Annotated in this window: 2 protein-coding genes; one reads left to right on the forward strand and one right to left on the reverse strand. The window is 38.9% G+C overall.

Annotated features, from left to right (window positions below):
• Positions 1 to 1,472: hypothetical protein (locus tag PHO71_RS24950; RefSeq protein WP_300208883.1), on the reverse strand; the 1,472-nt coding region annotated here is incomplete at its 3' end.
• Positions 1,473 to 1,970: 498 nt separating this feature from the next.
• Between PHO71_RS24950 and PHO71_RS24955 the strand changes: the two genes are divergently transcribed.
• Positions 1,971 to 6,079, forward strand: a 4,109-nt coding sequence (locus tag PHO71_RS24955) for a RecQ family ATP-dependent DNA helicase (RefSeq protein WP_300208885.1), incomplete at its 3' end; no start/stop codon positions are given.

The following is a 6,079-nucleotide window of genomic DNA, read 5'->3' on the forward strand; positions in this document are numbered from 1 at the left end:
TCAAATCCCCGTTTTTTATTATCATCGTTAAAAAAATCAATCCTCAGATAATCAATCTTATTAGCATTTATTGTTTTTATCTTATTCTCTAATTTTACTTTATCCTTTTCAGACACCAATCGTTTATCTCTCGATCCGAACAAATATTTAACATATTCATATAATGAAAGCTCTCGTGAATCTTTATTGGCATATTGTTCCATTCTCTTAACACCAATTTCACCTTTTTTGGCTTTAAATTTTACTTTGTGTCCTAATAAAGCAAGAGCTTCAAGACCGCCACTCATAGAACCAATATGAGTAACTTTAGCTATTCGATTTATATAATCATATAATCTAAACTGCCCAGTCCGAGTATTCCCTCCCCAATCTTCAATCCCTTTACCCTTTTTCCAAAATTCAGTAAGGTTGTAGACTTTCACTGATTTATCAGCTATCTTTTTTGCTTTTCCCCCTTTCTCATCTCCGACTAAGAAAAAATAAGATATTTTATCTGAATTCATATTAATATAATTCTCGACTTCATTAAAGCTCGTATCGTTTTCATAGTGAGCTCCCCCTCTTTCTCCAGATTTTCTAATCCAAATAAAAACGACTTTTTTCCCCTTAATATCTTCTGCTTTAATATTATATTTTTCATCAAGAAAAGTTTCGATTTTCGAATCATAGCTTTCAACATCATCCCCTAACCAAGTATTCCTAATTATTTCTCTGGCTTTAGCATTATATCCCTTATTGAAGTCTTCATTAGGAATAGTTTCCGATAACTTTTTGCTATTTTCATCTTGGTATTTTCCTGTAGCAACGACACGTGTTAACCAAGAAAATTTCAAATTTTCAGTTCCTAGGGTATGCTCTGAAATAATTCCTTTAATTCCTTTATCAGTTATAAGATATTTATTATTATCGTAAGTATCAATCTCACCACCAAGATAAGAATTTAATTCTGCGATTTTATCATCAAGATTAGCATTACCCGATTTATGGATTCTAATCCCATGAGGAAATCCCATAAGAATAGCAGCCGTCATTGAAGGCAAATCTCCAGTGCAATATGGAGGCCACCCAATCCAATAATTACTTCTTCCTTTTGCTTCCGGAGTCAAATTTTCATAAATATTTATTATATTATTCTCTTGTCCTGAGAGAGGTTTTAATTTAAAATTATCTTTTTGTCCATCCTCTAATGAATATGCAGTGTCATTTGACAACAAAAAGTGACAAAAAGAAATTTTATTTTTTATATTCACTATTTTATCACATAAGTTAGAATAATCATCTATGCCATTTTGCGAGTCTTTCGTTATCTTACTTAATTGTTTTACTTGAAAACAATTATTTTGCACGCCATTAATTAATTTTGCTCTAATTAGATCTTCCCCTCTATTATTTACAAAATTTAAGGGACCACCCATTGATGCTGATTCAATAGACCGAGTATGGTCTTTCTTATCATATTCATTCGTTTTCATAAAAGAACTGTATTGCTTATACTTCTACCGAATTTAAGTTATACGACATTATATTCAATATCATATCTCCTATATTCTTATAAAACTAATTATGCAGTTACAAATGTAAACGATAGATTTTAGAGTTACAATTTTTATTTTTCGAACAGAGATTTGACTTGACGAAAGAGAGAAATGGCTTGTAGATGTCATCAATTTACTTCCTCAAAATTAACACAATATCTCTATCAGCGAGTTACGTACACGTGTTGCAAATATAACGCAACACGAAAATAAGTGTCCATAAGCAACGACAGCTCTTCCCCACAAAAGTACGTATTCATAAACAACGTGATGTAAACGCATAAAAATCAAAAGAAAATGGTAATTTTAACTGATTTTTCGGTTTTATCCTTACCTTTGTAAATGACATTGGGGTGTTATACCCAAACAACAATAAGAAAACGATGCAGATACATAACTAATTCAAGTTATAGAACTATTTATTATATTGAATATATGTCAATATGGAGCAAGCTCATAGGAATTAAGAAAACCGAGGATAGAAACAATATCATCGGTAATAAAACTACCTCTGTACCATGTAGTGCCCCAAATTATGCCATAGTAGATGTTGAAGTTGGCTTGAAAGATCATAAAATCCATGATATAGGAGCACTCAAACATGATGACACGACATTCCATAAAACTTCAAAAGAAGAACTATTTATTTTCTTAAACAACATAGACTACATCTGCGGCCACAATATCATTCATCATGATGCCAAATATCTGTTCACGGACAAAATATGCCGCTGGATTTTAGTTGATACACTTTATGTCTCGCCTTTATTGTTCCCGGAACGCCCTTACCATAGGCTTGTGAAAGATGACAAACTGATTAGCGAACAGATGAATAATCCGGTGAACGATTGCAAGAAAGCAAAAGACTTATTACTGGACGAAATAGCACGCTGGAATTCATTGCCGGAGGAAAAGCGTATACTATTCGCATCTTTGCTGAAGGACAAGAAGGAATTTGAGGGATTTCTTAGTATGGTAAATGCGAAGTATATCCATGAAGGAATACCTGAACTTATAAAAAAACTTTATGAAGGAAAGATTTGCCAACATGCCGACCTCGACATGCTCATCGAACAATATCCATGTGGATTGGCATACGCATTGTCTCTGATTGATACCACCGATTATCATTCCATCACTCCCGGATGGGTACTTTACAATTATCCGGAAGTGGAATTTATTGTAAAACTCCTGCGCCATAACATTTGCCGGGAAGGTTGTGACTACTGCAATACGCAATTGGATGTACTCCACAACCTAAAAACATTTTTCGGATATGAACGCTTCCGAACATACGAAGGCGAACCACTGCAAGAACGAGCAGCCCAAGCTGCGGTGAAAGGCAAATCGTTGCTGGCGATATTTCCTACCGGTGGCGGCAAATCACTTACCTTTCAATTACCGGCGCTCATGGCAGGACGCTCTGTGCACGGGCTTACGGTCATCATCTCCCCTTTGCAGTCTCTAATGAAAGACCAGGTAGATAACCTTGCCGACAGAGGTATCACAGATGCCGTAACCATAAATGGAATGTTAGACCCCATCACAAGAGCACTGTCCATACAAAGAGTACAAGACGGAGAAGCCTCACTGTTGTATATATCTCCCGAAATGCTTCGCTCAAAAACGATTGAGAAAATATTGATAGCGCGCCACGTTGTAAGGTTTGTGATAGACGAGGCACATTGCTTTTCTTCATGGGGGCAGGATTTCAGGGTTGACTATCTCTACATTGGTAAATTCATCCAGCAATACCAGCATAAAAAAAAATGCAAGAATCCGATACCTGTATCCTGTTTTACGGCTACGGCAAAACAGAAAGTGATACAAGACATCTGCGACTATTTCAAGCAAACCTTGAATTTGGACTTGGAGTTATTTGCATCAACGGCCTCAAGAACAAATCTGCACTATTCCGTCATACATGTAGAGAGTGACAACGACAAATATTTAAAGTTAAGAGAACTTGTAGCGGAATCCGATTGCCCGACAATTGTTTATGTATCACGTACCAAACGAACAAAGGAACTAGCTGCCAAATTAACTCGCGACGGTTACAAGGCACTCCCTTTCAATGGCAAGATGGAAGCTGATGAAAAAATTGCCAACCAGGATGCCTTCATGAACGATCAGGTACACATCATTGTGGCTACGTCCGCATTTGGTATGGGAGTTGATAAGAAAGATGTCGGTCTTGTGGTACATTATGATATTTCCGATTCGCTGGAGAATTATGTTCAAGAAGCAGGCAGGGCCGGTCGTGATCCCGGTCTCAGTGCACGTTGTTATGTGCTTTATAGTGACAATGATTTGGACAAGCATTTTATATTACTAAACCAAATAAAACTAAGTATCAGTGAAATACAACAGGTATGGAAAGTCATCAAAGACCTTACCAGACAGCGTATGAAAGTCAACTGTTCTGCATTGGAAATTGCCCGGCAAGCAGGATGGGACGATTCGGTATCTGACATTGAAACCCGTGTACGAACGGCATTAGCAGCTTTGGAACAAAGCGGATATCTAGTAAGAGGAAACAATGTGCCTCATGTATATGCCACGGGAATCACAGTGAAGAACATGGACGAAGCAAGAAAACGCATATCAGCATCATTGCTTTTTGACAGCGACGAAATAGAAAAGGCTGTCCGAATCATCAAGTCATTGATATCTCAAAAGCACATCGCCAAGGCTCAAGATTCGGAAGCGGAATCACGGATCGACTATCTGGCAGACATCTTGGGGCTAAGCAAAAGAGAAGTAATATCCGTAGTGGAACGCATGCGTCAGGAAGGCATATTGGCAGACAGCAAAGATATATCTGCCTATTTGCTGGATGCAGGTGATTCGGAACGAAAGTCGCAAATGCTCCTCGAACGCTTTGCAAAACTAGAACAATACATCCTCAACCATATTCCCGAGGGTTCTTTACGAATATCATGCAAGCAACTGAATGAAAATGCCGTGAATAACGGAATCAATACATCCAAAGAAAAAGACATCCGGACGCTGCTCTATTTCCTCACCGTCAAGGGCTATACGCGCAAGAAAGAAGATGCGGTTCGTAATATGGAGATAAGTCGTCAGGCAGACTTGGAATCGACCATCAGGCGTTTCGAGAAACGATTGGAAATAAGTCGTTTTGCCGTGGAATGGCTATACAAATTAGCTTCAGATGCAGAAAAGGAAAATGCACCCAACAAAGTCATCCAATTCTCCGTGGTAGAACTTCTGAACCGAATAAAATCAAGTTCTCAATCCCTTTTCAGCGGACTTAACGACATTCAGTTGGAAGACGTGGAAGAAGCGCTTCTGTACTTGTCGAAAATCGGTGCATTAAAACTTGAAGGCGGCTTCTTGGTGCTTTACAATGCCATGAATATACAAAGAATAAAGGACAACAAGTCGAGATACAAGCAAGATGACTATCAGATACTCAACGAATTCTACAAGCTGAAAATCCAGCAAGTGCATATTGTAGGCGAATATGCCAATCTGATGGTGAGGGATTACCATGCGGCCTTGCAATATGTTCAAGACTATTTCCAGATGGACTACAGAAAGTTTGTCACAAAGTATTTCAAAGGAGACAGAGTAAGCGAGATACAACGCAACTTGACACCACAGAAATACAAGCAATTGTTTGGGCAATTATCCAAACGGCAGATGGAAATTATTTCCGATAAGGATTCACGTTGCATTGTGGTTGGAGCTGGTCCAGGTAGTGGAAAAACACGAGTATTAGTCCACAAACTAGCCTCACTTATGCTACTTGAGGACGTGAAACACGAACAACTCCTAATGCTGACATTCTCAAGGGCAGCCGCAACGGAATTCAAGCAGAGACTCATGGAGTTGATAGGTAACGCTGCCCATTTTGTCGAAATAAAAACATTCCACTCCTATTGCTTCGATCTTCTGGGACGGATAGGAAATCTTGAAGATGCAAAAAATGTCGTTGCAAAGGCAGCTGAGATGATCAGCCAAGGAGAAGTAGAACCAAACAAAATCGGCAAGACGGTACTGGTCATAGACGAAGCTCAGGACATGGGAGCTGAAGAACATGCGCTTGTAATGGCTCTGATGACCAACAACGAGGAAATGCGTGTGATAGCAGTGGGAGACGATGACCAAAACATCTATGAATTCCGCGGTTCTGATTCAAGCTATATGTACCGGCTGGCACAAGAAAGCGGAAGCACATTTGTTGAGATGACTGAGAATTACCGCAGTGCACGCCATCCGGTGGATTTTGCCAACGGATTCTTGAGAACCATTGACAACAGGATAAAAAGTACACCAATCATCTCCATGAGAAAAGAAGAAGGTTGGGTGGAAGTGACACGCCATCAATCAAAGTATATGTATCAGCCGCTCGTTGAGAACTTGCTTCAACATAGAGACAAAGGCACTTCGTGTGTACTCACCCAAACAAACGAAGAGGCCGTTATTCTTATGGCCCTCTTGCGAAAACAGGGTATAAACAGCAAACTGATACAATCAATGGACGGTTTACGCTTTTGGAATATGGCTGAAATGAGGTA

It is taken from the genome of Bacteroides sp., from assembly GCF_028690125.1.
Classification (GTDB): domain Bacteria; phylum Bacteroidota; class Bacteroidia; order Bacteroidales; family Bacteroidaceae; genus Bacteroides.